This window comes from Streptomyces sp. NPDC107521 (assembly GCF_055598485.1).
The window spans coordinates 274,147-298,918 of record NZ_JBVKAT010000007.1 but is presented as its reverse complement, the minus strand read 5'-3'; the positions used below and the strand labels follow the sequence as shown (position 1 = coordinate 298,918).

General features: G+C 76.6%; 23 protein-coding genes. 15 read left to right on the top strand and 8 right to left on the bottom strand.

What is annotated here, in order from left to right; genetic code table 11:
* Positions 1–253: 253 nt before the first annotated feature.
* Positions 254–2,386 (bottom strand): S9 family peptidase, encoded by a 2,133-nt coding sequence (locus tag ACZ7LB_RS14075; protein ID WP_471467989.1) that lies wholly within the window; start codon positions 2,384–2,386, stop codon positions 254–256.
* Between the two features lie 220 nt (positions 2,387–2,606).
* Between ACZ7LB_RS14075 and ACZ7LB_RS14070 the strand changes: the two genes are divergently transcribed.
* The 6 genes from ACZ7LB_RS14070 (at position 2,607) to ACZ7LB_RS14045 (ending at position 9,226) form a co-directional block, all read left to right on the top strand.
* Positions 2,607–2,801 (top strand): hypothetical protein, encoded by a 195-nt coding sequence (locus ACZ7LB_RS14070; protein ID WP_161227206.1) that lies wholly within the window; start codon positions 2,607–2,609, stop codon positions 2,799–2,801.
* A gap of 48 nt (positions 2,802–2,849) precedes the next feature.
* Positions 2,850–3,812, top strand: a complete 963-nt coding sequence (gene mshB / locus ACZ7LB_RS14065) for an N-acetyl-1-D-myo-inositol-2-amino-2-deoxy-alpha-D-glucopyranoside deacetylase (protein ID WP_471467987.1) — start codon at positions 2,850–2,852, stop codon at positions 3,810–3,812.
* Positions 3,809–4,246 (top strand): DUF6113 family protein, encoded by a 438-nt coding sequence (locus ACZ7LB_RS14060; RefSeq protein ID WP_471467985.1) that lies wholly within the window; start codon positions 3,809–3,811, stop codon positions 4,244–4,246. The genes mshB and ACZ7LB_RS14060 overlap by 4 nt, the downstream gene beginning before the upstream one ends.
* A 156-nt stretch (positions 4,247–4,402) precedes the next feature.
* On the top strand, positions 4,403–6,616 hold the full coding sequence (locus ACZ7LB_RS14055; protein ID WP_471467984.1) for a VanW family protein: 2,214 nt from the start codon (positions 4,403–4,405) through the stop codon (positions 6,614–6,616).
* Positions 6,617–7,438: 822 nt separating this feature from the next.
* Entirely contained in the window at positions 7,439–8,602 is a 1,164-nt protein-coding gene (locus tag ACZ7LB_RS14050; RefSeq protein WP_471467982.1) for a sensor histidine kinase, read from the top strand.
* 9 nt (positions 8,603–8,611) lie between these two features.
* Complete coding sequence (locus ACZ7LB_RS14045; RefSeq protein ID WP_471467980.1) at positions 8,612–9,226, top strand: response regulator; 615 nt, start codon at positions 8,612–8,614, stop codon at positions 9,224–9,226.
* Between the two features lie 113 nt (positions 9,227–9,339).
* On the opposite strand, the gene ACZ7LB_RS14040 is transcribed toward ACZ7LB_RS14045, so the two are convergent.
* Both ACZ7LB_RS14040 and ACZ7LB_RS14035 read right to left on the bottom strand, forming a co-directional pair.
* Complete coding sequence (locus ACZ7LB_RS14040; protein ID WP_471467978.1) at positions 9,340–10,242, bottom strand: transglutaminase-like and tetratricopeptide repeat-containing protein; 903 nt, start codon at positions 10,240–10,242, stop codon at positions 9,340–9,342.
* Positions 10,243–10,268: 26 nt separating this feature from the next.
* A complete protein-coding gene (locus ACZ7LB_RS14035) occupies positions 10,269–11,279 on the bottom strand; it encodes a GNAT family N-acetyltransferase (protein ID WP_471467976.1) in 1,011 nt (336 codons plus the stop codon).
* Positions 11,280–11,419: 140 nt separating this feature from the next.
* Between ACZ7LB_RS14035 and fdxA the strand changes: the two genes are divergently transcribed.
* Together fdxA and ACZ7LB_RS14025 are read left to right on the top strand one after the other, a co-directional pair.
* Complete coding sequence (gene fdxA, locus ACZ7LB_RS14030; protein WP_471467974.1) at positions 11,420–11,737, top strand: ferredoxin; 318 nt, start codon at positions 11,420–11,422, stop codon at positions 11,735–11,737.
* A gap of 133 nt (positions 11,738–11,870) precedes the next feature.
* Positions 11,871–12,962 (top strand): bifunctional succinyldiaminopimelate transaminase/glutamate-prephenate aminotransferase, encoded by a 1,092-nt coding sequence (locus ACZ7LB_RS14025; protein ID WP_471467972.1) that lies wholly within the window; start codon positions 11,871–11,873, stop codon positions 12,960–12,962.
* A gap of 187 nt (positions 12,963–13,149) precedes the next feature.
* Here the strand turns inward: ACZ7LB_RS14025 and ACZ7LB_RS14020 are convergent, their stop codons facing one another.
* Both ACZ7LB_RS14020 and ACZ7LB_RS14015 read right to left on the bottom strand, forming a co-directional pair.
* Entirely contained in the window at positions 13,150–13,500 is a 351-nt protein-coding gene (locus ACZ7LB_RS14020; RefSeq protein WP_471467970.1) for an ATP-binding protein, read from the bottom strand.
* Positions 13,501–14,043: 543 nt separating this feature from the next.
* Positions 14,044–15,033 carry a heavy metal transporter gene (locus ACZ7LB_RS14015; RefSeq protein WP_471467968.1) on the bottom strand — a complete coding sequence of 330 codons (990 nt, stop codon included), beginning with the start codon at positions 15,031–15,033 and terminating at the stop codon, positions 14,044–14,046.
* 109 nt (positions 15,034–15,142) lie between these two features.
* Between ACZ7LB_RS14015 and dapE the strand changes: the two genes are divergently transcribed.
* Positions 15,143–16,222 (top strand): succinyl-diaminopimelate desuccinylase, encoded by a 1,080-nt coding sequence (gene dapE / locus ACZ7LB_RS14010; protein ID WP_471467966.1) that lies wholly within the window; start codon positions 15,143–15,145, stop codon positions 16,220–16,222.
* A 110-nt stretch (positions 16,223–16,332) separates the two neighbouring features.
* On the top strand, positions 16,333–17,091 hold the full coding sequence (locus ACZ7LB_RS14005; protein WP_161227217.1) for an LOG family protein: 759 nt from the start codon (positions 16,333–16,335) through the stop codon (positions 17,089–17,091).
* Positions 17,092–17,921: 830 nt separating this feature from the next.
* On the opposite strand, the gene folP is transcribed toward ACZ7LB_RS14005, so the two are convergent.
* Positions 17,922–18,782: a dihydropteroate synthase gene (folP, locus tag ACZ7LB_RS14000; RefSeq protein ID WP_471468030.1), complete on the bottom strand. Its 861-nt coding sequence runs from the start codon at positions 18,780–18,782 to the stop codon at positions 17,922–17,924.
* A gap of 208 nt (positions 18,783–18,990) precedes the next feature.
* Here folP and ACZ7LB_RS13995 point away from each other — a divergent pair, with 208 nt between their 5' ends.
* Together ACZ7LB_RS13995 and ACZ7LB_RS13990 are read left to right on the top strand one after the other, a co-directional pair.
* The gene (locus tag ACZ7LB_RS13995; protein ID WP_471467965.1) at positions 18,991–19,356 is read left to right on the top strand and encodes a DivIVA domain-containing protein; all 366 of its coding nucleotides are present in this window, start codon (positions 18,991–18,993) and stop codon (positions 19,354–19,356) included.
* Complete coding sequence (locus tag ACZ7LB_RS13990) at positions 19,353–19,937, top strand: DNA-3-methyladenine glycosylase I (RefSeq protein ID WP_471467963.1); 585 nt, start codon at positions 19,353–19,355, stop codon at positions 19,935–19,937. The genes ACZ7LB_RS13995 and ACZ7LB_RS13990 overlap by 4 nt, the downstream gene beginning before the upstream one ends.
* Positions 19,938–20,067: 130 nt before the next feature.
* Here the strand turns inward: ACZ7LB_RS13990 and chcB are convergent, their stop codons facing one another.
* Positions 20,068–20,874 carry a 2-cyclohexenylcarbonyl CoA isomerase gene (gene chcB / locus ACZ7LB_RS13985; RefSeq protein WP_471467961.1) on the bottom strand — a complete coding sequence of 269 codons (807 nt, stop codon included), beginning with the start codon at positions 20,872–20,874 and terminating at the stop codon, positions 20,068–20,070.
* Between the two features lie 347 nt (positions 20,875–21,221).
* Between chcB and ACZ7LB_RS13980 the strand changes: the two genes are divergently transcribed.
* Positions 21,222–21,389: a DUF3117 domain-containing protein gene (locus ACZ7LB_RS13980; RefSeq protein ID WP_003966491.1), complete on the top strand. Its 168-nt coding sequence runs from the start codon at positions 21,222–21,224 to the stop codon at positions 21,387–21,389.
* Positions 21,390–21,536: 147 nt separating this feature from the next.
* Here ACZ7LB_RS13980 and ACZ7LB_RS13975 read toward each other — a convergent pair whose 3' ends face one another.
* The gene (locus ACZ7LB_RS13975; RefSeq protein ID WP_471468028.1) at positions 21,537–22,235 is read right to left on the bottom strand and encodes an O-methyltransferase; all 699 of its coding nucleotides are present in this window, start codon (positions 22,233–22,235) and stop codon (positions 21,537–21,539) included.
* A 289-nt stretch (positions 22,236–22,524) separates the two neighbouring features.
* Between ACZ7LB_RS13975 and sigE the strand changes: the two genes are divergently transcribed.
* Together sigE and ACZ7LB_RS13965 are read left to right on the top strand one after the other, a co-directional pair.
* Positions 22,525–23,190 carry an RNA polymerase sigma factor SigE gene (sigE, locus tag ACZ7LB_RS13970; RefSeq protein ID WP_471467960.1) on the top strand — a complete coding sequence of 222 codons (666 nt, stop codon included), beginning with the start codon at positions 22,525–22,527 and terminating at the stop codon, positions 23,188–23,190.
* A complete protein-coding gene (locus ACZ7LB_RS13965; protein ID WP_471467958.1) occupies positions 23,187–24,158 on the top strand; it encodes a zf-HC2 domain-containing protein in 972 nt (323 codons plus the stop codon). The genes sigE and ACZ7LB_RS13965 overlap by 4 nt, the downstream gene beginning before the upstream one ends.
* Positions 24,159–24,772: the final 614 nt, after the last annotated feature.

Below are 24,772 nucleotides of genomic sequence, written 5' to 3'. Positions count from 1 at the left end.
CGGTTCCGGTGCCGCCCGGCTTCGGTGCCGCCCAGGGCCCGCGTCCGCCCGGCTCGGGGTGTGGGGGCCCGGGTCCGGCCCCGCCCGGCCCCCGCGTCCGGCCCGGCTCGGGGACCGCCCGGGACCGGTGGCGCCCCGGCCCCGCGTTCGCCCCGGGGCCGGGGCGCCCCGGACCGTCCGAGCGGCCCGCTCCCGTACCCCGGCGTCCCAGCCGTTCCCTCCCCGCCCCGGGGGCCGGGTCCGTTCAGGCGGGTCAGGCTTCCGCCCCGCCCGGTCCGAGGGACCGCTTCAGGAAGTCCACCTGGAGCAGCAGCAGGTTCTCCGCGACCGACTCCTGCGGCGTCATGTGCGTGACGCCCGACAGGGGCAGCACCTCGTGCGGGCGCCCGGCCGCCAGCAGGGCCGAGGAGAGCCGCAGGGAGTGCGCGACCACCACGTTGTCGTCGGCGAGCCCGTGGATGATCATCATGGGCCGGTGCGGCCCGGCCGCGTCCACCAGCCCCGCGTCGTCGATCACCGAGTTCCGCCGGTAGACCTCGGGCTGGGCGTCGGGCAGCCCCAGGTACCGCTCCTCGTAGTGGGTGTCGTAGAGCCGCAGGTCGGTGACCGGGGCGCCGACGACGGCGGCGTGGAAGACGTCCGGGCGGCGCAGCGCCGCCAGCGCGGCCAGGTAGCCGCCGAAGGACCAGCCGCGGATGGCGACGCGGTCCAGGTCGAGCGGGAACTCCCCGGCGAGCGCCCGGAGCGCGTCCACCTGGTCCTGGAGCGTGACGGCGGCGACGTCGTCCCGGATCGCCTTCTCCCAGGCGGGGGAGCGGCCCGGGGTGCCCCGGCCGTCGGCCACGACCACGGCGAAGCCCTGGTCCGCGAACCACTGCGAGGTCAGGTGGGCGTTGTGGGCGGCCACCACGCGCTGACCGTGCGGACCACCGTAGGGGTCGAGGAGCACCGGCAGGAGGGCGTCTCCGCGGTGGTCCGACGGCATGAGCACGGCGCACGGGATACGGCGTGCGCCCCCCTCCGTGAAGGTGACACGCGGGGACAGACCGGGATTCTCGGCGTGCGAGGCGACGACCGCCACCGTCCTGCCGCCCCGCAGCACCCGGACCCGGGCGCCCGGCCGGTCCGGGGTCGCGGAGACCAGGACCGTGACGTCCCCGGCGCGCACCGCCGAGTGGACGCCCGGCTCCTCGGAGACCCGCTCCACGCCCAGTTCGTTCACCCGGTACACGTGCACCTCGCCGGTCTCCGGGGCCGCCGCGCCCTCCCCGGCCGACGCGGTGACCAGCACGTCGTCGTCGGAGACGTCCAGCACCGCCCGCACGTGCAGCGGAGCGCCCGTCAGCGGGCGTTCGCCGACCGCCAGGACCCGGGCGCCGCCCTCGTCCGCGATCCGCACCAGACGGCCGGAGGGGCTCCAGCACGGGACCCCGGGGAAGAGTTCCAGCCAGATCGGGTCCTCGTCGGCGTGCACCATCCGGGTCGCCCCGGTCCCGGTGTCCACGGCCAGGAAGAGCTGGCTGCGCTGGTCGCGCGCCTGGACGAGGAGGAGCGGCGCACCCGCCGCCGACCAGTGCACCCGCGCGAGGTACGGGTACCGTGCCCGGTCCCAGACCACCTCCAGGCGCGTCCCGTCCAGGCCGGCCAGGAACAGCCGCACCTCCGCGTTGGGCGTCCCGGCCGCCGGGTACGCCACCTGCCGCGGCGCGCGTCCGGGATCGGCCGGATCGGAGATCCACCAGCGCCGCACCGGCGTGTCGTCCACCCGCGCCACGAGCAGCCGCTCGGAGTCCGGGGCCCACCAGAAGCCCCGCGGGCGGCCCATCTCCTCGGCCGCGACGAACTCCGCGAGCCCCCAGGTGACGCCCTCGCCGTCCGGCTCGGCCAGGGCCCGGTCGCCCTCGCCGTCCGCGCCCACCACCCGCAGGGCGCCCCGGGCGACATAGGCGACGTGCCGTCCGTCGGGGGCCGGGCGGGGGTCGATCACGGGGCCCGGGGTGCGCAGGGCGCGGGCCTCCCCGGACCGCAGCCCGGCCGTGAACAGCCGCCCCGACAGGGCGAAGGAGGCCAACTCGGCGGTGGCGTCGGTGGCGTAGCCGACGATCCCGGCGCCCCCCTCGCGGCTGCGTTCGCGGCGGGCGCGCTCCTCCGGCGACAGCCGCTCCTCGGCGCCGCCGAGGAGCGCCCGGGGATCGGCGGCCACCCGCTCGGTGCCGGTGGTGGTGTCCAGCACCCAGAGGGAGCCGGCCCGGTCCGTACCGGATCCGGAGCGGAGGAAGGCGACCCGGGAACCGTCGGGCGCCACGGTGAACGAGCGCGGCGCGCCGAGCGTGAACCGCTGGGTGCGGGCGTGCCGTCGGGGGAAGGAGTCGGGCTCGGTCGTCATACCCCGACCATATTGGCCGTGCGCCCCCTTGTGCGGCTGTGCGCCGAGCGATGCGCGCGTACGGATAGTTATGATCACTAGCGCACAGTGGGTATCAACTAGGTGCCCGCCGTGTGGATTTATCTGCTTCAGTGGTGCGCAGCGGGTGTGTTCCACAGGAGTTCCGATAGTCCGACCGCGTCCGACCCCCTGTCCCTGGGTTCTTTGGAGGTGAGCCGCCGTGGCACTCTCGATTTCGGCGGTGGTGCTGCTGGCGATCATCGTCTTCCTGCTGGTCAAGAAGTCAGGACTGAAGACGGGGCATGCGGTCATCTGCATGCTGCTCGGCTTCTACCTGGCCTCTTCGACCATCGCACCCACGATCAGCGAGCTGACGTCGAACATCGCGGGGATGATCGGAAACCTCAAGTTCTGAGGTGTGCCCGCGCCCGGGCGGCTCCGTCGTGCCTCATAAGCTGGGGGCATGACGGAACTGCCCGCCCGGCGTCTGCTGCTGGTGCACGCGCACCCGGACGACGAGTCGATCAACAACGGCGTCACCATGGCCCGGTACGCCGCCGAAGGCGCCCGGGTCACCCTGGTGACCTGCACGCTCGGCGAGCGCGGCGAGGTGATTCCGCCCGGCCCGGCGCATCTGAGCGGCCCCGCCCTCGGCGGGCACCGCAGGGGTGAGCTGGCCGAGGCCATGCGCGCGCTCGGCGTGGCGGACGCCCGGCTGCTCGGCGGACCCGGCCGGTACGCCGACTCCGGGATGATGGGCCTGCCCGACAACGACGACATCGGCTGCCTCTGGCAGGCCGACGTCGACGAGGCCGCCGGGCTGCTGCTCGACGTCATCCGCGAGGTGCGCCCCCAGGTCCTGGTCACCTACGACCCCGACGGCGGGTACGGGCACCCCGACCACATCCAGGCCCACCGCATCGCCATGCGCGCCGTGGAGCTGGCCGACGAGGCGGGCTGCCCCGTCGCCAAGGTCTACTGGAACCGGGTGCCGCGCGGCGTCGCCGAGGACGCCTTCGCCCGGCTCCGCGAGGAGCTGCCCGCCCTGCCCTTCGACCGGACGGCCGACGTCGGGGACGTGCCGGGCGTGGTGGACGACGGGCGGATCACCACCGAGATCCGCGGCGGGGGCACCCCGTACGCCGCCGCCAAGGCCGCCGCGATGCGGGCGCACGCCACCCAGATCACCGTGGCGGAGCCGTACTTCGTCCTCTCCAACGACCTGGCGCAGCCGATCCTCACCACCGAGTACTACGAACTGGTGCGCGGTGGGCGGACCGGTGGACGCGACGGCGGCGCACGGGAGAGTGATCTCTTCGAGGGAATCGCCGCGGATCCCGGCACCGCCCCGGCCGGTGCCCCGGCCGACGGCCCCGCCCCGGCCGGCGGCCCCGGCGCCCCGTCCCCGCGCGGGGCGGCGTCGTGAGCACACGCGACACACACGACGGACGCGGCGCACACGACTCCGCGCTGGCCCGGCCGCTGCGCGCGCCCTCCCCCGGGCGGGCCGCCCTCTACCTGGGCCTCTTCCTCCTCGGCGCCGTCGTCGGCGTCGCGGGCGCCCTGGTCCAGCCGGCCTGGTTCCCCGGCGGGCTGCTGCTCGCGCTGGCCGCCGAAGCCGGGCTCTGCCTGGGCGCGGGCCGTGCCACCGGCCGCCGGGCCGGGGCCGTCGCGCCCGCCGCCGGATGGGCGCTGGTCGTGGTGCTGCTGACCTCCAGCCGCCCGGAGGGCGACTTCCTCTTCGCCGCGGGAAGCGGCTCCTACCTCTTCCTCCTCGGCGGCATCGCCGTCGCTGTGATGTGCGCCACCCTCGCCCCCGTGCGGCAACCGGACGGCGGCACCGCCCGACTTGGGAAGTGACCCGGCGTTTCGGCGCCGCCCGAGCGCGCGCGTCCCCCGGGGGTTTCCCCAGCGGTCATGGGAAGCGCGTCAGAAGTGGCCAGTATGGTGGTGCGCGCCGCCGAGCCGCCCGCAGTCAGGTGTGACGGGCGGTGGAGCCAATCGGGAGAACCTGCCTTGAGTCGTGAAACTGACAGTCCGTCCTCCGGGCCCCACGGGCGCGGCGGAGCCGCCTACCCCTCGGGCACCCCGCCCTACGGGACGCCCGCGGCTTCCGACGCCGGTGCCCCGGCGGCCCGTCCGGCCGCGCGGCCGGAGGACCGGAAGACCGAGACGACGCTGACGACCCGTATCCGGATCAACATCCCCGGATCGCGGCCCATCCCCCCGGTCGTCATGCGCAAGCCCGTCGCGGACGCCGACGGCGCCGAGGGCGAGCCCACCGGTTCCGGGACGACGGCCGAGACCCCCGCGCCGGGCGCCCCCGCGCCCACCGGCGGCGCCGAGGCCGCCGCCGAGCCCGCGCCGTCGGCCCCGTCGGCCGAGGACCGGGCGACCAGCGACTGGTTCGCCCCCCGCAAGTCCGCCCCCGGCACCCCCGGTCAGGGCGACGGCTCCGCCAACGGCTCCGGCGCTCCCGCCGGTTCGGGCGCCCCGACCCCCGCGGGCGGCACCCCGGCCGCCGGCCCGGGGACCGGTCCCCGGCCGGGCGGCACCGGCCGCCCCAGCGGTGTCACCGGTGCCCTGGGCACGTCCGCCGGCTCCCGCGGCGGCTCCGGGCTCACGGGCGCCACCGGCGGTCCCGTGGCCCCCGGGCACGGCGGCGGCACCGGCTCCTTCGACGTGACCGAGGCCCTGTCGGTCGGCCCGCTGGGCAACGGCGCGCGCTCCGGCCACGAGCCGCGCGGCGAGGACCTGGCCTTCTTCCCGGAGCCCGGCGACGAGCGGGGCACCGGGGACCCCCAGGGGTTCCACGGCGCCGGAACCGCCGCGCCGGAGGCGCCGGGCGGCCCCCGCGACGACGGCCACCCCCCGTTCGGCACCGCCCCCGGGGCCCCGCAGGCCCCCGCCGGGCCCACCGGCGGCCCCGCCACCGGCGCCGGCCCGCTGGCTCCGTCCCCCGCCGGGGAGCCCGGCCCGCCCGGCGGCCCCCGCGGCCCCGGCGGCGCGCCCGGCCCCGGCGCGGACGTCCCGCGTTCCGGCCCCGGCGGCGGGCTGAGCGACGACACCGCGATCCTCACCCCGCAGATCCAGGCCGGACTCGCGGGAGCCGCCCGGCACGGCGCCCCGGGCCCGGCCGCGGGGAACGCCTTCACCGGCGACTCGCCCCCCACCGAACGCAAGTCCCCCTTCCAGGCCGTCCCCCCGCCCCCCGGCGGCCCGGGCCCGTCCGGGACCGCGGCCTCCCCGGCCCCGGCCAGGGGCGCCGCGGCGGCCCCGGCGCGGAAGAAGGGGCGCAGCAAGCTCGCCCTGCTGGTCGGCGGCGTCCTGTTCGTCGCCGGTGTCACCTACGGCGCCGGGCTGCTGATGAACCGCTCCGACGTGCCGAAGGGCACCACGGTGCTCGGCGTCGACATCGGCGGCGGCACCCGCGACGACGCCGTCCAGAAGCTGGCCGACACTCTCGGCACCCGGGCCGCCAAGCCGCTGGAACTGGCGGTCGACGGCGGCACCGTCCCGTTCCGCCCCGACCAGGCGGGCCTCCAGTTCGACGCGCAGGCCACGGCCAGCGCGGCGGCCAGGAGCGACTACAACCCGGTGTCCGTGATCGGCTCCCTCTTCGGCCGGCAGCGCGTCGTCGAGCCGGTGATGCCCGTCGACGAGGAGAAGCTGCACGCCGCCCTGCGCGACGCGGCCGGGGCCTCCGGTTCCGTCACCGAGGGCACCGTCACCTTCGAGGCCGGCCGGGCCGTCGCCGTCTACGGCAAGCCCGGCAGGGGCATCGACGTGGCCGGGTCGACCGACGCCGTCGAACGCGCCTACCGGGCCCAGGTGGAGACCGGTGCCTCCGCGCCGGTGAACGTCCCGACGACGGCCCGGCAGCCCGAGGTGAGCGACGCCGAGGTCGACCGGATGATGAAGGAGTACGCCCGCCCGGCGATGTCCGGCTTCGTCAGCGTGCGCACCGACGCCGCGCACCGGATCGAGTTCAGCCCGCAGAACTCCCTGTGGAAGTTCCTCCGGGTGAAGGCCGTCGACGGCCGGCTCGTCGACGCCCCCGACCTGAAGGCCCTGGAGGCGCTGTACGGGGGCACGTTCGAGGGCGTGGAGATCGCCCGGGGCACCGGCAAGAAGACCGCCGTCACCCCGCAGGACGTCTACGGCGCCCTGCGCCAGGCCCTGTTGAGCACGGACGCCCGCGACGCCGTGATCGACACCGACCCGAGCTGACGGCCCGCCGGACCACCGCCCGCCCCCCGGTCCGCCCGCTACCGCCCCGGTCCGCCCGGCCGCGGCCGCATCCGGCGCGCCCCCGAACCCCCGCGCCCCCGCCGGGCCCTCGGTCTCCGGCGGGGGCGGGGTGCGTCCCGTGCCGCCCCCGGCCCCCGGTGGGGGAGCGGGACGCGTCCCGCCGCGCCTGCGGCCCCCGGTGCGTCGGCCGCCGTCTCCGCCGTGTGCGGCCCCGGTGCGTTCATCGCCGTCCCCGCGGTGCCGCTGCCCGCGTAGCTGTCCGAGGCCGCTCTCGGCGTTCCCGTACCCCGTGGTCCCCGCCGGGCCGGCCTCCGGTGGGGGAGCGGGGCGCGGTCCTGTGTCCGCGCGCGGCCCCGTACGCCCGCTGCCGTCCCCGCCGCGCCGCCGTCGGGCTCCTCGCCCGCCGCCCGCGCCGGCCCCCCGCCTCGGGACGCCCGGCCCCCGCCGCACCCGGGCGTCCTCGCGCCCCGTGTCCCGGCCGGGCCCTCGGCGTCCGGTGGGGGAGCGGGGTGTGCGGTCCTGCTGTCCGCGCGAGGCCCCGGTGTGCTCGCGGCCGTCCCCGCCGCGTCGCTGTTCTCGTCGGCGTCCCCGGGGTCGTGGCCGTCCCTGCCGCGCCCGACGCCCCTCGGCGCCCCGGGCGCCGTTCTCCGGCCCCGTCGGACCGCCCGGGGCGCCGCGTGGGTCCCGCGTACGCTGCGCTGGGGCGGTGGCCGGACGGAGCCGCGGCCCGCAGGAGTCCGCCGCCCCGTCCGCCCCGTTCCGGGCGGCGCGGTGCGGCCGTACCGGAAGGACCGGGAACGCGTGAGCGGCGTCGGCGTCGGCATCGGGCAGCGCCCGGACACCTCCCGGCAGAAGGCCGTGAAGGTGCTGTGGACCGGGGTCTGGCTGGTCTTCCTCAGCGCGCCCGTCCGCGACCTCCTCACCGCCGGACACGGCCCGGCGGCCCTGGTCCTCGGCTGGGCGGGGCTCGCCGTCTTCGTCGTCTGGTACACGCTGCTGATCTTCCGCACCGGGCACGGCGAGCGCTCCGGGGTGGTCCTCGGCTCGCTGGCGGCCCTCGCCGCGGAGTCCACCGCCCTCGTCCTCGCGCTCGGGGAGGCGTGGCTCGTCCTCTTCGTGTACGTCGCCATCGCCTCCGGCGCGGCCCTGCCGCCGCGGCTGGCCCGCTGGGCCGTTCCGGCCGCCTCCGCGCTGATGGCCGGGCTCGCCCCGGCCGTCCCGGGGAACGCCGAGCGGCTCATCCTCCCCCTGCTCATACCCGCCCTGCTGGGCGGCTTCGCCATGACCGGCGTCCGCGAGCTGATCCGGACCACCATCGCCCTGCGCGAGGCCCGCGCCACCGTCGCCCAGCTCGCGGCCAACGAGGAGCGGCTGCGGCTCGCCCGCGACCTGCACGACCTCCTCGGCCACTCGCTCTCCCTCATCACGCTCAAGAGCGAACTGGCGGGCCGCATGCTGCCCGACCACCCCGACCGGGCCGCCCAGCAGGTCACCGACATCGAACAGGTCAGCCGCCAGGCCCTGGTCGACGTCCGGGAGGCCGTCACCGGCTACCGGCGGGCCCGGCTGGCCACCGAACTCGCGGGTGCCCGGGTCGCGTTGACGGCCGCCGGGGTCTCCTTCGAGCTGCCCTCGGCGCCCGCCCCGGCCGACGGCCCGCCCGAGGCGTCCGAGGAGGCCCTCGCCTGGGCGCTGCGCGAGGCGGTCACCAACGTCGTGCGGCACAGCGGCGCCCGCCACTGCGCGGTGGAGCTGCTGCGCCGGGGCACGCCCGACGGGCCGGTGCTGGAGCTGTCGGTGCGGGACGACGGCTCCGGCCGCCCCGGGTCCGGGCCCGCCCCCGGCAACGGACTGACCGGCCTCGCCGAACGCCTGGAGCGGGCGGGCGGCACCCTGGAGGCCCAGGGCGTGCGGCGGGGGTTCCTGCTGGTCGCCCGCGTTCCGGCCGGGGCCGGCCCGGCATAGGATCACGGGATGAGCCGCACGATCAGGGTCCTGCTGGCCGAGGACCAGGCGATGGTCCGCGAGGCGCTCGCCGCGCTGCTCGGCCTGGAGGAGGACATCGAGGTCGTCGCCCAGGTGGCGCGCGGCGACGAGGTGCTGGAGGCGGTCCGCGCGCACGGGGTGGACGTCGCCCTGCTGGACATCGAGATGCCGGGCGCCACCGGCATCGAGGTCGCAGCCCTCGTCCACCGCGAACTGCCCGGTGTGCGGCTGGTGGTCCTCACCACCTTCGGCAGGCCCGGCTATCTGCGCGGCGCGATGGAGGCGGGCGCCGACGCCTTCCTGGTCAAGGACGCCCCGGCGGCCCAACTGGCCGACGCGGTGCGCAGGGTGCTGAACGGGGAGCGGGTCATCGACCCGACCCTGGCGGCGGCGGCCCTCGCCGAGGGCGCCAACCCGCTGACCGACCGCGAGCGCGAGGTCCTGCGCGCCGCCGCCGACGGCTCCACCAACGCCGAACTGGCCGCCGCCCTGCACCTGTCGCCCGGCACGGTCCGCAACTACCTCTCCACAGCCATCCAGAAGCTCGCCGTCCGCAACCGGGCGGAGGCGGTGGGGGTGGCCCGGAACAAGGGCTGGCTGTGACCCCGCCCGTCGGAACCCCCGGAGCCCTCGGCACCCCGGTGCCCCCGGCGCCCCGGTGAGCGCGGCGCCTCCGGTACCGGCCCCGGCGGCGGGCAACCCGCCCGCCGCGGAGTTCAGTTGAGCAGTGCCCGGGCCGCCCGGGCCTCCCCGAGCAGCCGCTCCGCGGCCTCCTCGTCCACCGCCTCCACCACCTCGGCGTACGCCTCCAACTCGTCCGCCCCGGCGGCGAAGTCGCCCCGGCCGACCAGCAACCGCGCCCGTTCGTAGCGCAGTCGGGCCGGATGCGAGGGCAGCAGCAGCGCCAGCTCCACCGCCCACAGCCCCACGTCCGACCGCTCCGGGCGGGCCGCCGCCCAGGAGCGGATGTTGTTCAGCACCCGGGCCACCACGTCCAGCGGCGCCGCGGGCTCCAGCAGTTCCTCCGGCAGCCCGCGCGCCGCGGCCCCGGGCATCCCCTGCGTGCCCAGCGCGTCGGCGACCAGTGCCCCGGCGGCCTCCTCGTCGAGCACCCGCCCCCCGTCGAAGGGGTCGACGAGCACCCGCCCGCCCTCCGCCGTCCCGAGCCCCACCACGAAGTGCCCAGGGAGGGCCACCCCGTACGCCGGGGCCCCCGCCCGCCGGGCCACCTCCAGCCACAGCACCGACAGCAGGATCGGCAGCCCGCGCCGCCGCCGCACCACCTCGTGCAGCAGCGACGACTCCAGCCGCCGGTAGTCCGCGGGCGCCCCCCGGAACCCGCACCGCCCGCCGAGCAGGTCCCGCAGCGCCGCCGCCCACGCCCCGGGACCGCCCGGCCGGAACGGCAACCGCCCGGCCAGGGCGTCCAGTTCCATCTGCGCGGCGTCCAGCCCCGCGTCGTCCAGCGAGCCGTCCGCCGCCGCGCCCACCAGCAGGCACAGCTCCGCCAGGCCGGGCCGGGCGGAGCGCGCCTCCTCGGCGAACCGCAGCCGCACCTCGGCGGCGCGCTCCCCGGTGGGCGGGTGCGGCGGGGGAAGGCGGCGGGGATGCTGACCCATGGCGGACTCGTACCCTCTCGTGGCGCTCAGTTCCGGTCCGTACCGTCGCCCTCGGGCGCCCGGTAGTGGTGGTAGGCGTGGTGGGCGGCGAAGCCCGCGCCGGAGTAGAGGGCCCGCGCCCCCGCGTTGTCCGCCTCGACCTGGAGCCAGGCGGCCGAGGCGCCCTCCTGGAGCGCCCGTTCGGCCAGCGCCGCCATCACCGCGGTGCCGAGGCCCTGCCGCCGCCGCGCGGGGTCCACCTCCACGGCCGCGAAGGACGCCCACCGCCCGTCCACCACCAGCCGCCCGATCGCGGCCGGCGCGCCGTCGCCGGGCACCGTCGCGAACCACACCGACGGCCCGCCGCCCAGCACCCGCAGGGCCGCCTCGCCCGTCCCGCTCCGCCCGTACCGGGCGAGCCACGCCCCGTCCACGTGCCGGGACAGGAGCACCCCGGCCGGGTCGGCCCGGTCGGCCACCGGTGCCGGCTCGCCCGTCCAGACCTCGGCCGACACCTCCCGGGTCCAGCCGCGCCGCTCCAGCGCGGCGCAGAGGACCTCCTCGGTGCCCTCCGCACCGGTCGCCGCCTGGACGTACGCGGGCAGCCCCCGCGCCGCGTACCAGCGGACCGCGGTGTCCAGCGCGGCGTCCAGCGGGAGCCCCGGATCGCCCAGGGGCAGAACGGAGTTGGCCCGCCGGGTGAACCCCGCGGCGGCCCGCAGCTCCCACTCCCCGAGCCGCTCGGACTCCACCGGCCGCCAGGCCCGCGCGACCACCCGGGCCAGCTCCGGGTACGAGGCGGCGGGCCCCCGGCGGCGCGCCGGAGCGGCCGGGACGACCTTCCCGGCGACCAGGGAGGAGGCGTCGATCCGGACGGACTCGCCGTCCCTGCGTGTGATCAGCAGCACATCATCGTCCCATGATGTGAGAACACCGACCGTGTCGGTGAACCTCTCCCGCGCGGCACCGGATTCGGTCAAGCGGCGTACGGAGACCCGTTTCCCCACGTCAGCGGCGGTGATACGGACCTCGAGTCGGCCGGCGGCAGAGATTTCCACGGGTCAGTACACCCCTCCTGTTCGGATCATGCCCAAGAACGGAGATACTAGGGGCGGGCATCGACGACGCCGCGCTCCCGCGCGCCAGGCGGCGGAGCCTGAAGAGGCCCGCCAGCGCCCAATCGAGGAGGAACGACAGCGTGACCTACGTCATCGCGCAGCCTTGTGTCGACGTGAAGGACAAGGCGTGCATCGAGGAGTGCCCGGTCGACTGCATCTACGAGGGCCAGCGGTCCTTGTACATCCACCCGGACGAGTGTGTCGACTGTGGTGCGTGTGAGCCGGTCTGCCCGGTCGAGGCGATCTTCTACGAGGACGACGTCCCGGAGGAGTGGAAGGACTACTACAAGGCCAACGTCGAGTTCTTCGACGAGCTGGGCTCGCCCGGCGGCGCCAGCAAGCTGGGGCTGATCGAGCGCGACCACCCCCTGATCGCCGCCCTGCCGCCGCAGGCGTAAGCATCCGGGCGGACGGTAACGGCCGCGCCCGCGCCGCCTCGGTCCCGTGCGGCCCGGTCATCCCGACCGGTGCCGCACGGGGCCGAGGCGTTCGCCGTACCGGACGCCCACCGACGAAAGCGAGCCACCCACCGTGTCCGCAGTCTCCCAGCGCCTGCCCGTCTTCCCCTGGGACAGGCTGGAGCCGTACAAGAAGACGGCCGCCGCCCATCCGGACGGCATCGTCGACCTCTCCGTCGGCACCCCGGTCGACCCGGTCCCCGAGCTGATCCGCGCGGCGCTGACCGACGCGGCCGACTCCCCGGGCTACCCCACCGTCTGGGGCACCCCGGCGCTGCGCGACGCGATCACGGGCTGGCTGGAGCGCCGCCTGGGCGCCCGCGGGATCACCCACCGGCACGTGCTGCCCGTGGTGGGCTCCAAGGAACTGGTCGCCTGGCTCCCCACTCAGCTCGGCCTCGGCCCCGGCGACCGGGTGGCCTTCCCCCGTCTGGCCTATCCGACGTACGAGGTCGGCGCCCGCCTGGCCCGCGCCGGGTACGAGGCGTACGACGACCCGACCGAGCTGGACCCGGAGGGACTGCGGCTGCTCTGGCTCAACTCCCCGTCCAACCCGACGGGCGAGGTGCTGTCCCGCCAGGAGCTGACCCGGATCGTGGCCTGGGCGCGCGAGCACGGCGTCCTGGTCGTCTCCGACGAGTGCTACCTGGAGCTGGGCTGGGAGGCCGACCCGGTCTCCGTCCTCCACCCGGACGTCAACGGCGGCTCCTACGACGGCCTGGTCGCCGTCCACTCGCTGTCCAAGCGGTCCAACCTGGCCGGGTACCGGGCCGCGTTCGCCGCCGGCGACCCGGAGGTGCTCGGCCCGCTGCTCCAGATCCGCAAGCACGGCGGGATGATGCTGTCGGCGCCGACGCAGGCGGCGATGGCCACCGCCCTGGGCGACGACGAGCACGTCCGCGTCCAGCGGGAGCGCTACGCCGCCCGCCGCGCCGTCCTGCGTGAGGCGCTGCTCGGCCACGGCTTCCGCGTCGAGCACAGCGAGGCCAGCCTCTACCTGTGGGCCACCCGCGACGAGTCCTGCTGGGACACCGTCGCCCACCTCGCCGAACTCGGCGTCCTGGTGGCCCCGGGGGACTTCTACGGGCCCGCGGGCGACGTCTTCGTCCGGGTGGCCTTCACGGCGACGGACGAACGCGTCGCGGAGGCGGCCCGCCGCCTGTAGCCGCGCCACGGCACGCGACGGGGCCCGGGGGAGATCCCCCGGGCCCGTCCCCGTTCCCGGGCCGGCGGCGGGCCGGACGCGCGGCGGGCGGCATCCGTCCGGCCGGGCCGCGCCCGGCGGGGCGCCAGGGCCTCTCGTTCGGATCGGGCCGGGCTCGCGGGGTCCGGCCCGATCCGAACGAAAGACCCTAGTTCAGCGGCAGCGCGCCGGTCGCGGTGCGGGCCGCGCCGCCCAGCACGTCCCCGGCGCCGCCGGTCACGCTGTCGGCGGCGCCGCGCGCGGCGGGCTCGGCCTGGCGCACGGCCTTGCCGCCGGTCTCGCCCGTGGCCCCGGCGACGGCCCCGGTGGCGGTGCCGGTCGCGCCGTCCACGGCCGTGCCCAGGTGCGCGGTGTCGAGCGAGGACAGCCCGCCGAGGTCCGGCGCGGCGGGGAGCTGCGGCGCGGCGCTCGCGGAGCCGGCCGCACCGACCCCGGCGGCCGCTCCCGCTGCGAGGAGCAGCGCGGCACGGGCGATCCGGCGGGTCAGGGGGAGGGTCATGATGCTCCTTCGAGGAGTGGGCAATCGGCTCGTACGCCCTGGTTACCGCTCGAAGTCGCGGAAGGTTGCGGCGAGTTGACGTAAAGAGTTGGTAATGCGTCGCATTATCGGTTCCCCGGAAAAGCGGTCGAACGGACGGCGGAGCGAATGCGGCCGATTCCCCGCGGTCCGTGATTCCCCGGGCCTTCGCATATCCCGCCCGGTGCGGTGAATAGCCGTGCGGCGCCGTGCCGACCGCCCCGCGCGTACCCCGCCCGGGTGACCTCCCGCACGCCCGGCCGCCCCCGCCGTACGAGCGGCACGGCCCGGTGAACGGTGCCCCGGGAACGCGTGCCCGTGATGCCGTGCGGCGGGCGCCGCCCCGGCCGGGCGCCGACCGCGGCGGTCGTCCCCGCGGGGCCGGGCGGGCGGAGCCCGCCACCTGGCCCTCCCGGGTGCCGCTCCCGCGGGCGCTCCGGGCCCGTCGTGCGCCGGGCCCCTCGTATGCCGGGCTCTCCGTGCGCCGTGTGCCCGGCGGGTGCCGTCCCGTGGCGCGGGCCGCCGCTACCGCGTGTGCCGGGCCGCCGTGATCCGCACCGGGCCCCCGTCCGGCTCGCCGCCCGAGGCCCCGGCGCCCTTCGCGCCGGTCGGCCGCCAGGTGCTGCCGGTGTTCCCGGCGATCCACTCGCGCCCGGCGTAGGAGACCCGTTCGATGCGCAGCGCCGAGGAGTTGGCGACCGCCCAGTGCGCCAGCTGCCAGCCGCGCCGCTCCGTGTCCCGTGCCGCCCCCGGCCCGGAGCCCCCGGACACCGGAAGCGTCACGGTCCGCCCGTCGGAGCCGCCCGGCTCGGGCGCGGGCGCCGCCGCCGGGGCGTCCGCCCGGGCACCGGCGCTCTGGAGCACATCGCGCCCGAAGTCCCGCACCAGCGCCTCGCGCACCGCGTCCGGCCCCTCGGCCCGGGTGGTGCCGGGGCGGCCCTCGCAGGTCAGCGTCGCCCCGGCGCCGCCCGTCAGCGCGGCGGCCAGCAGCGTGGCGTCCGGCTCGTGCTTGGCGTAGGCGTCGGGGAAGGCGCTGCGCTGCACGCGCTGCGCGGCGTCCGTCAGCGGCAGCTCCAGATAGCCGGGCACCTTGACCAGGTGGTCGTAGAACTCGCCTGCGGAGTACGCCGGGTCCATGATCTCGGCCGGCGTTCCCCAGCCCTGCGAGGGGCGTTGCTGGAACAGGCCGAGCGAATCGCGGTCGCCGTGGTCGAGGTTGCGCAGCGTCGACTCCTGGAGGGCGGTCGCCAGCGCGATCGTCACCGCCCGGTCGGGCAGTTCGCGCGCGGTGCCCACGGCGGTGATGGCGGCCGCGTTCACCGCCTGCTCCGGGGTGAACTCGTAGGAGGCGGTGCTGTCGTCCGCCGCGGAGACGACCTTGCAGCCCGGCGCGCCCGCCCCGCCGGTGACGTACTGCACCACCAGGTATCCGGCCACCGCGAGCAGGACGACGAGGGCCGCCCCGGAACGGTGGAGGCGGCCCCTGGGACGGTGGGTCGTCGAGGGATCGGGCACGCCTACAAGGTACTGGAGAGTATGTCCGGAGCCCATGCCGGTGCGCGCGGTACCGCCCCGGCACGGCCGTCGGCGCCGGGTCCGGCGCGCCACGGGTAGGGTCGACGCCATGGCCGACACCCCGCTTGACCTCACGCTGGACGCCGCCGAGCTGACCGCGCGGCTCGTGGACCTCCCCTCCGAGAGCGGCTCCGAGAAGCCGCTCGCGGACGCGGTCGAGAGCGCGCTGCGGGGCCTGCCCCACCTGACCGTCGACCGGTACGGCAACAACGTCGTGGCCCGCACGGACCTGGGCCGGGCGGAGCGGGTGATCCTGGCCGGACACCTCGACACGGTCCCCATCGCGGACAACGTCCCCTCCCGGCTGGACGAGGACGGCGTCCTGTGGGGCTGCGGCACCTGCGACATGAAGGCGGGCGTCGCCGTCCAGCTCCGGATCGCGGCCACCGTCCCGGCCCCCAACCGCGACCTCACCTTCGTCTTCTACGACAACGAGGAGGTCGCCGCCGACCTCAACGGCCTGGGGCACGTGGCCGCCGCCCACCCCGATTGGCTCCGGGGCGACTTCGCGGTGCTGCTCGAACCCTCCGACGGCCAGGTCGAGGGCGGCTGCCAGGGCACGCTGCGGGTGCTGCTGCGGACGACGGGCGAGCGGGCGCACTCCGCGCGCGGCTGGATGGGCTCCAACGCCGTCCACGCCGCCGCCCCGATCCTGGCCCGCCTCGCCGCCTACGAGCCCCGCCGCCCGGTGATCGACGGCCTGGAGTACCGCGAGGGCCTGAACGCGGTCCGTATCGAGGGCGGCGTCGCCGGGAACGTCATCCCCGACGAGTGCGTCGTCACCGTCAACTTCCGCTACGCGCCCGACCGGAGCGAGCAGGAGGCCCTGGACCACGTCCGCGAGGTCTTCGACGGCTGCGGGGTGGCCGGATTCGTGGTGGACGACCACAGCGGCGCCGCCCTGCCCGGCCTCTCGCACCCGGCCGCCGCCGCCTTCATCGAGGCGGTCGGCGGCACCCCGCAGCCGAAGTTCGGCTGGACGGACGTGTCCCGGTTCGCCGCCCTCGGCATCCCGGCCGTCAACTACGGCCCCGGCAACCCCCATCTGGCGCACCGGCGCGACGAGCGGGTCGAGGTGGCGAAGATCCTCGCGGGCGAGGAGCGGCTGCGGGCCTGGCTGACCGCCTGATCCGCGGCGGGGTTTGCCCCGCCGTGTTCCGGACATGCTCAGGTCCCCCGCGGGTAACCCCCGTGGATCTACGCTGAGGACGTATCACCCGCACTACGGAGGGAGCGCGCATGGCTACCGGTAACCCCGAGGGGAAGAAGCAGCCGCCGGACGAGCAGCGGCTCGGCCCGGTCCTCCGGCGTCGCAGCCAGGTCCAGAAGAGCACCACGGACCAGCGGCTGCTGGACGGGCGCGCCCCCACCGACTGGGTGCACACCGACCCCTGGCGGGTGCTGCGCATCCAGTCCGAGTTCATCGAGGGCTTCGGCACCCTGGCCGAACTCCCTCCCGCCATCAGCGTGTTCGGCTCCGCCCGGACCGCCGTCGGCTCCCCGGAGTACGAGACGGGCATCCGGCTCGGCCAAGGGCTGGTGGACGCCGGTTTCGCGGTCATCACCGGCGGCGGCCCCGGCGCCATGGAGGCGGCCAACCGGGGTGCCCTGGAGGCGGGGGGCGTCTCGGTCGGCCTCGGCATCGAACTGCCCTTCGAGCAGGGGCTCAACGCCTATGTCGACATCGGCCTGAACTTCCGCTACTTCTTCGTCCGCAAGATGATGTTCGTCAAGTACGCGCAGGGCTTCGTGGTGCTGCCCGGCGGCCTCGGCACCCTCGACGAACTGTTCGAGGCGCTCACCCTCGTCCAGACCCAGAAGGTGACCAAGTTCCCCATCGTGCTGTTCGGCACGGAGTACTGGGGCGGTCTGGTCACCTGGCTCCGAGACACGCTGGTGGCCCAGGGCAAGGCCGCGGAGAAGGACCTGCTGCTGTTCCACGTCACGGACGACGTGGAGGAGGCGGTCGCGCTGGTCTCCAAGGAAGCCGGCCGCTGACCCCTCCCCGGCCCGCGGCGACGTTCCCGAGGGCCGGCCCCGGCCGGGTACGCGGCGACGCCGCCCCGGGGACGGGGCGTGGCCCCGCGACGGGGTGCGCGGCCCACGGCGGGGGTGCGCGGCCCACGGCGGGGCGCGCGGTTCACGGCGGGCCCGTGGCGTCCTCGGTTTCGGGCGAAGGCCCATGCCCGGGGACGTCGGGGCGGTGGCGACGACCGGGACGCGGCGACGCCCGCCCGTCCGACCTCCACAGCCCGTCCCGGATCCCCCACTTGCGGCCCGGCCCCACGACGGCCGTCCCCGGCCCGGGGCAGGGGCTCCGATGACCGGGCCCCGGGGGCTCTCGGGGTGTGCCGTGGGGCGCGGGGCGTTGGGTCCGAGGCCCCTGCTCCCGCCGTCAGGTCTCGCCGCGCCGCCGTCCATGCCGTCCACGACGGCCGCCTCCGGTCCGGGCACGACTCCGGTGACCCGACCACAAAGGGCCCTCGGGGTGGGCCGTGAGGCGCGCGGGTGTTGGGTCCGGGGTGCCTGCTCCCACGGTCTCGCCGTCATGTCCCGGTGCGCCGCCCCCTCCGGCCACGACGGCCGCCCCGGCCCGGCGCGCGGGCTCCGGTGACCGGCACCAGGGGGTCCCGGGGTGGGCCGTGGCGCGCGGGCGCGGCGGGCCCGGGCGGCTGCTCCCGTGGCCTCGCCGTGGACTTTCCGGCACGCCGCTCCCCGCCCCGTACCGGCGCGCACCGGACCCCGTTCGCGCGGGCCGGATCGCACCGACCCGCGCGCGGCGGTCCGGGGGGTGCGGACCCGTGCGCGGCGGGCTCCGGGGGCGCGGACTACGCCAGCCCCCGCCGGGCCACCGCCGGTTCCCTCGTCCCCGCGATGGCGCCCACCATGTCCACCACCTGCCGGGTCTCCGCGACCTCGTGCACCCGGTACACCCGCGCCCCCAGCCACGCCGAGACCGCCGTCGTCGCCAGCGTGCCCACCAGCCGGTCCTTGACCGGCCGGTCCAGCGTCTCGCCCACGAAGTCCTTGTTGGACAGCGACACCAGCACCGGCCAGCCCGTGGCGACCATCTCGCCCAGCCGCCGCGTGGCCTCCAGGCTGTGCCGGGTGTTCTTCCCGAAGTCGTGCCCCGGGTCGATCATCACCGACTCCCGGGGCACCCCCAGGGCCACCGCCCGCTCGGCCAGGGCCACGGTCGCGCCCAGGACGTCGGCCATCACGTCGTCGTACGCCACCCGGTGCGGCCGGGTGCGGGGCAGCGCCCCGCCCGTGTGCGTGCACACCAGTCCGGCGCCGTACCGCGCGGCCACCTCCGCGAGCCGCGGGTCCGCCCCGCCCCACGCGTCGTTCAGCAGGTCGGCCCCGGCCTCGCAGACGGCCTCGCCGACCTCGTGCCGCCAGGTGTCCACACTGATCACGACGTCCGGAAAGCGCCGCCGGACCTCCGCCACGAACCCGACCGTCCGCCGCGCCTCCTCCTCGGCCGACACCTCCTCGCCCGGACCGGCCTTCACCCCGCCGATGTCGATGATCCCGGCGCCCTCGGCCACCGCCCGCTCCACCCGCTCCAGCGCCGGCTCGTCGAGGAAGGTGGCCCCCCGGTCGTAGAAGGAGTCCGGGGTCCGGTTCACGATCGCCATGACGACCGGCTCGTCCGGCGCGAACTCCCGCCCGCCCAGCCTGAGCATCCCCTGTGACCGCTGCACGTCCATGTCGCTCCCACGTCCCGCTTCTCGTACCCGGACACCGCCTGGGCCTCCGGCTGTCAGACTCGCATGGCACGATCGGAGCCGACACCACCGGCTCCGGGGCCGGACCGGCGCGCCCGCAGGGCGCCGGACCGCTCCCGGCCCCGATCCAACCAGCCACACCGATCCGACCGTGGGGGCCCCAGCGATGGTCATGTTCCTGTTCCTTGTCATCGCACTCGCGGTCGTGGTCACCGCGGTGACGCTCGCGGTGGTCGCCGGGGGTGAGAGCGGGCCGCTGCCCGACGCCGCGCCGGAGCGCCCGGTGGACGCCCTGCCCCCGGACCGCCCGGCCGTCCGCGCGGACGTGGAGCGGCTGCGCTTCCCGCTCACCGTCCGCGGCTACCGCATGGCCGACGTCGACGACGCCCTCGGCCGTCTCGGCGCCGAGCTGGCCGAGCGCGACGCGCGGATCTCCGAGCTCCAGGTCGCGCTGGCCGGGGCCCACGCCCCCGCCGCGTCCGCGGAGCCGTCCGACGCCCCGGCCGACGCGACCGGCGAGGAGGACGCGTGAGCACCGGGGAGGCCGTCGCCGGGCCGGACGGGGCACGGCGCTGTCCCTGGGCGCTGTCCGCCGAGGACTACGTGGCGTACCACGACGACGAGTGGGGCCGCCCGGTCCACGGGGACGACGCCCTGTTCGAGCGGGTCAGCCTGGAGGCGTTCCAGTCCGGCCTGTCCTGGATCACGATCCTGCGCCGCCGCCCCGGCTTCCGGGCCGCCTTCGCGGACTTCCGGATCGCCGAGGTGGCCGAGTTCACCGACGAGGACCGCGAGCGCCTGCTCGCCGACCCGGGCATCATCCGCAACCGCGCCAAGGTCGACGCGACCCTGGCCAACGCGCGCGTGCTCAGCGGCTGGGCGGAGGGCGAGCTGGACGCCGTGATCTGGTCGCACGCCCCGGAGGCGGCCGGCCGTCCGGTCCCGAAGACCCTCGCGGACGTGCCGGCCGTCACCCCGGAGTCGACGGCCCTGGCGAAGGACCTGAAGCGGCGCGGCCTCCGCTTCATCGGCCCCACCACGGCGTACGCCCTGATGCAGGCCTGCGGGCTGGTCGACGACCACCTCGCGGACTGCGCGTCCCGCCGCCCCTGACCGCACCCCGCCGCCCCGCCCCCGACCGCCCCGCCCCCGACCGTGCCGCCCCCGACCGTGCCGCCCCGGACCCGTGGGCCCGGGGCGGCACGGTCGGGGCGGCGGGAGCCCGGACGGCCCGGCGGGCGGATCAGCGGCCGAGGTACACCGGCTTCTCCTTGTCGACGAAGGCCCGCACCGCGATGGCGTGGTCCTGCGAGGCGCCCGCCCGCGTCTGCAGCTCGTCCTCCTTCTCCAGCGTCTCGGCCAGCGAGTGCGACAGCCCGTACGCCACCGACTCCTTCACCGCCGCGTACGCCAGGGTCGGGCCCGCGGCCAGCGCCCGCGCCGTCCGCTCGGCCTCGGCCCGCAGCTCGCCGGCCGGGACGACCCGGCCGGCGATGCCCAGCTCGTACGCCTCCCGGGCGTCGATGGCGCGCGGGAAGAGCAGCAGGTCGGTGGCGCGCCCGGGGCCGACGACCCGCGGCAGCGTCCAGGACAGTCCCGAGTCGGCGGTCAGCGCGACCCCGGTGAAGGCCGTGGTGAACGTCGCGGTCTCGGCGACGATCCGGTGGTCCGCCGCCAGCGCGAAGCCGAAGCCCGCCCCGGCCGCCACCCCGTTCACCGCCGCCACCACCGGCTTCGGCGCCTCGGCCAGCGCCCGGACGATCGGGTTGTAGTGCTCGCCCACGGTGCGCATGGTGCCGCCCCCGCCGCCGCTCTCCCGGTCGGCGGCCAGCAGCCCCACGTGCTCCTTGAGGTCCTGTCCGACGCAGAACGCCCGGTCCCCGGCCGCGGTCAGCAGCACCGCCCGGACGGCCCCGTCCGCCGCCGCGGACCGCACCGCCTCCCGGAGCGCGACCTTGGCCTCGGTGTTCAGCGCGTTCATCGCCTCCGGGCGGTTCAGCGTGATCGTCGCGAGCCCGTCGCTCACCTCGTAGAGCACGGTGTCTGCCATGGATGCCTCCTCGGCGTCGGGGCCTGTGTCCGCGCCCCAGCATGACGGAGACCACCCGCGCCGCACCCCGGACAATGTGACCTGCGTCAAAGAATTCCGGTCCGATTCCATTCGGCGGAAGTGGGCGGGGCCGCGCAGTATCGCAGTCAGGTCCCCGAATTGAGTGGTTTTGCTCGCGCGCGTTGCCCAAGCGATGCCGACCGGCGTTGGTCATCAGGTCCTGGGATGCGGGATAATGACCGGGAAGCAATGTGTTCGATGCCGGTGTCGCGTGTCCAGCCGGACCGCGCGTGCCCTTCGTGGGCCGTCGGCTTGACGGTGAGCTGGTATCAGGAAGGGGAACGAGCATGGCGGCCATGAAGCCGCGGACGGGCGACGGCCCGCTCGAGGTGACCAAGGAGGGGCGGGGCATCGTCATGCGCGTTCCGCTCGAAGGCGGCGGTCGACTCGTCGTCGAGCTGACCCCCGACGAGGCCGACGCGCTCGGCGACGCCCTCAAGAAGGTCGTCGGCTGACGCGCGGGCGACCATACCCGATCAAATCGCCCCGGCGCCCCTGCGGCGCCGGGGCGTTTGTCATCCCCGGCCCCCGCCGCCCCGGCTCCCGCCGGGCGCCGCCGAGGCGTGCCGGACCCCGTGCCCGGGACGGTCCCGGGGGACGGCTCAGCGTTTCACCGCGCACAGCAGCCCGTCCCCGGCCGGCAGCAGGGACGGCACCAGCTCCTGGCTCTCCCGCACCGCCCGCAGCAGCTCCCGCAGCCGCAGCACCTCCGCGGGCTGGGGGCCGGAGTCGACGGTGCGGCCGGCGGCGAAGACGCCCTCGAAGACGACCAGCCCGCCGGGCCGCAGCAGACGCAGCGACTCCGCCAGGTAGTCCAGGTACTCCAGGCGGTCGCCGTCGCAGAAGACGAGGTCGTAGCCCGCGTCCGCGAGCCGGGGCAGCACCTCCAGGGCGCGGCCCGGTATGAAGCGAGCCCGGTTGCTGGCGAAGCCGGAGGCGCGGAAGGCCTGGCGGGCGAACTGCTGGTGCTCCGGCTCCGGGTCCACCGTGGTCAGCACCCCGTCCGGGCGCATGCCCCGCAGCAGGTGGATGCCCGACACGCCGCAGCCGGTGCCGATCTCGGCCACCGCCTTGGCGTCCACGGCGGCGGCGAGCAGACCCAGCGCGGAGCCCGTGCCGGGGGTCACCGAGCGCAGGCCCGCCTCGTGGGCCCGATCGCGCGCCCAGAGCAGCGCGTCGTCCTCGGCGACATAGGCGTCGGAGAACGCCCAGCCCGTCTGCCGGTTGCCGGTAATGACCCTCTCCCGTCCCTGTCGTTGCCTCGGCGTGACTGTATCCGTTGGCGTCGGGAACCCGCAGATGGGACCGGCCGTTGAAAGGGGTACGGGAAGACACGGGCGACAGGGCCCGGACGGTCACGGGGAGCGGTGGATGGCCAACAGCGCCGAGCAAGTGCTGACGCAGCCGTACGAGCCGGGTCAGCCCAGATCAAATTTTCGTAAAACCCCTTATCCGGAGCTAACGGGCGGGGTGGCTATGGTAGGGGCTCCACAGGCCACCACCAGAGCCGACAGGGGAGGTGCGGCCGCACCCGCGGATCGGGGGGGAGTGCTGCGGCGCTTCCTCGGATCGGCAGGCAGGCCGAAATCCGTGAACGACACCGCTGACAACAGCCACGCCGGTCCTGCCACCGGACACACCCAGACCGCGACCTTCGCCGGCGACGCGGACGGGCAGGCGTGGACTCCGCCCACCTGGGAGGAGATCGTCAGCACCCACAGCGCCCGGGTCTACCGGCTCGCCTACCGCCTCACGGGCAACCAGCACGACGCCGAGGACCTCACGCAGGAGGTCTTCGTCCGCGTCTTCCGCTCCCTGTCCACGTACACCCCGGGCACCTTCGAGGGCTGGCTGCACCGCATCACCACCAATCTGTTCCTGGACATGGTGCGCCGCAAGCAGCGCATCCGCTTCGACGCGCTCGGCGACGACGCGGCCGAGCGGCTGCCCAGCAAGGAGCCCAGCCCCCAGCAGGTCTTCCACGACGCCCACTTCGACGCCGACGTCCAGCAGGCGCTGGACACCCTCGCGCCGGAGTTCAGGGCGGCGGTCGTGCTGTGCGACATCGAGGGGCTGTCCTACGAGGAGATCGCCGCGACGCTCGGCGTGAAGCTCGGCACCGTCCGCTCCCGCATCCACCGGGGGCGCTCGCAGCTCCGCAAGGCCCTCGCACACCGCTCCCCCCAGGCCCGCGCCGAGCGACGCTCGTTCGCGGCCCGTGTTCCCGCACTGGGAGGAGGGGGCACGAGCGCGTGAGCGGCTCACGACCGAACGCCGAGGGACACCTCGCGGAACAGCATCTGGGAGACCGACTCTCCGCCCTGGTGGACGGAGAGCTCGGTCATGACGCGCGTGAGCGCGTACTGGCGCACGTGGCGACCTGCGGGAGGTGCAAGGCCGAGGTCGACGCCCAGCGGCGGCTGAAGAACGTCTTCGCGGCGGCGGCCCCGCCCGCCCCCTCGGAGAGCTTCCTGGCCCGCCTCCAGGGCCTGCCCGGCTCGGGCACCGGCGCAGGGCCGGGCGGCGGCGACTTCGGCGACGGGCTGCCCGGGCTGCCCGAGCCGTTCGAGTTCCCCTATGTGCGGGCCCGCCCCGTGCTGCCGACGGCGGTGCCCGCCGCAGACGGGCGGGAGCGCGGCTTCCGCATCCACGACGTCAGCCGGCACGAGGCCGAGCGGTCCGCCTCGCGCGGGATGCGGTTCGCGGTCGCCGCCGCGGGGGCGGTGTCGCTGGCCGCCATCGCGCTCGGCGGCGTCACCCTCGGCGCGCCCGCCTCCAGCACCGACGCCCGCGGCGGCGCAGGGGCCGGGAGCAACGTCACGCCGCTGCGCACCCAGGGCGGGGCGGCGGTCACCACCCCCGAGAGCCAGCGCCGCCGCTCGGGCGGTCCGCCGCTCGGCTACAGCCAGAGCGGTTACCGCCCGGCCGGTGACGGCCCGATGACCCCGGCGGGCGTCTCCGCGCCCCTGCTGCCCGGTCTGCCGGAGCGGGTGGCGCAGGAGACGCGGCGGCAGACCCTCCGGGAGCTGGCCGCGCCCCTGCTGGCCGGTGCCGCCGCCGTGTCGCCGCTGATACGCCCGCTGGAGTCGCTGCCGCCGCTGGGGCCGGGCTCCTGGGCGGAGACCTCGCGGGTCCGGCCGCCGGAGCTGCTCGCCGTCTCCAACTCCCTTCCCGCCGCCTACCCCGTCGCGTCACCCGCGGCCTCCTCCCGCCCGGCGCCCTGACGGACCGGCGGGCGGTTCCGCGGACCTGATTGAATCCTGGGTGGCGCCAGGGCACTTGGAGCCGAGGATCTGCGGCCGGCGGCGGGGAGAACATGAACGAGGGGAAACCCACGAGGGCGAAGTGGTGGAGCCGGCCCCCGGCCGCCGACGGCGGCGGGCCCGGCTCCGCCCCGGCGGACGGGGGCGACGGCGACTTCGAGCTGGAGCGCCCCCGCCCGGCCGGGAGTCCCGGCGACACCCTTCCGGGGCCGGACGGCGGCGCGGTGCCGCCGGGTCCGGCCGCGCCGCGCGCCGGGGACGCCCCCGCCGACGCCGACTTCGTGCCGCACCGCCCGGAGCCCCGCCCGCCGTCCGGCCCCTGGCCGGAGCCGGACGGCGGCCCGGACGGGGCACCGCGCCCCGGTACACCCGGCCCGGCCGCGCACGAGCGCGGTGCCGGTACGGCGCCGGGGAGCGCGGGCGCGGTGCCGGACGGGAACGCCGCCCCGGCGCCGGACCCGGCGGGCACGTCCCGGGCCGCCCCCGCCCCGTCCCCGGGCGTTCCCGTCCCCGACGCGGCCGCCGCCATCCCGTTCCCGGGCGCCCGCGCCTCCGACAGGGGCCACGGCCCGGAC

What these genes read in the sequence shown, in the direction of transcription:
- ACZ7LB_RS14075 (WP_471467989.1), bottom strand. Translation starts at nt 2,386, where the DNA reads ATGACGACCGAGCCCGACTCCTTCCCCCGACGGCACGCCCGCACCCAG.
- mshB (WP_471467987.1), top strand. Translation starts at nt 2,850, where the DNA reads ATGACGGAACTGCCCGCCCGGCGTCTGCTGCTGGTGCACGCGCACCCG.
- ACZ7LB_RS14045 (WP_471467980.1), top strand. Translation starts at nt 8,612, where the DNA reads ATGAGCCGCACGATCAGGGTCCTGCTGGCCGAGGACCAGGCGATGGTC.
- ACZ7LB_RS14040 (WP_471467978.1), bottom strand. Translation starts at nt 10,242, where the DNA reads ATGGGTCAGCATCCCCGCCGCCTTCCCCCGCCGCACCCGCCCACCGGG.
- ACZ7LB_RS14020 (WP_471467970.1), bottom strand. Translation starts at nt 13,500, where the DNA reads ATGACCCTCCCCCTGACCCGCCGGATCGCCCGTGCCGCGCTGCTCCTC.
- dapE (WP_471467966.1), top strand. Translation starts at nt 15,143, where the DNA reads ATGGCCGACACCCCGCTTGACCTCACGCTGGACGCCGCCGAGCTGACC.
- ACZ7LB_RS14005 (WP_161227217.1), top strand. Translation starts at nt 16,333, where the DNA reads ATGGCTACCGGTAACCCCGAGGGGAAGAAGCAGCCGCCGGACGAGCAG.
- folP (WP_471468030.1), bottom strand. Translation starts at nt 18,782, where the DNA reads ATGCTCAGGCTGGGCGGGCGGGAGTTCGCGCCGGACGAGCCGGTCGTC.
- ACZ7LB_RS13995 (WP_471467965.1), top strand. Translation starts at nt 18,991, where the DNA reads ATGGTCATGTTCCTGTTCCTTGTCATCGCACTCGCGGTCGTGGTCACC.
- chcB (WP_471467961.1), bottom strand. Translation starts at nt 20,874, where the DNA reads ATGGCAGACACCGTGCTCTACGAGGTGAGCGACGGGCTCGCGACGATC.
- ACZ7LB_RS13980 (WP_003966491.1), top strand. Translation starts at nt 21,222, where the DNA reads ATGGCGGCCATGAAGCCGCGGACGGGCGACGGCCCGCTCGAGGTGACC.